Genomic DNA, 353 nt, shown 5'->3' with positions numbered 1-353 from the left:
GGCTGGTGGTTCTGGGATCCGGTTGAAAACGCTTCTTTCCTGCCCTGGCTGGTGGGTACCGCGTTGATTCACTCCATGGCGGTAACCGAAAAGCGAGGATTGTTCAAAAGCTGGACCCTGTTGCTGGCCATTTTTACCTTTGCTTTGAGCTTGCTGGGCACCTTTCTGGTTCGCTCAGGAGTGCTGACGTCGGTGCATGCCTTTGCCAATGACCCGGAGCGGGGCGTGTTCATTCTGATGTTCCTGTTGCTCGTGGTCGGCGGCTCATTGACCCTATATGCACTCCGGGCACCGGTGGTACACACCACAACGCGGTTCACGGCAACCGCGCGGGAAACGTTCCTGTTGGCCAA

1 protein-coding gene is annotated in these 353 nt (G+C 57.2%); it reads left to right on the top strand.

The window, feature by feature from the left end; translation table 11 throughout:
* Window positions 1-353, top strand: a 353-nt coding sequence (gene ccsA, locus B3187_RS08895) for a cytochrome c biogenesis protein CcsA (RefSeq protein ID WP_286805855.1), incomplete at both ends; no start/stop codon positions are given.

It is taken from the genome of Marinimicrobium sp. UBA4209 (assembly GCF_002381585.1).
Classification (GTDB): domain Bacteria; phylum Pseudomonadota; class Gammaproteobacteria; order Pseudomonadales; family Cellvibrionaceae; genus Marinimicrobium; species Marinimicrobium koreense.
Note: the sequence above shows the minus strand (reverse complement) of the source record. Positions and strands in the feature narration are given on the sequence as shown.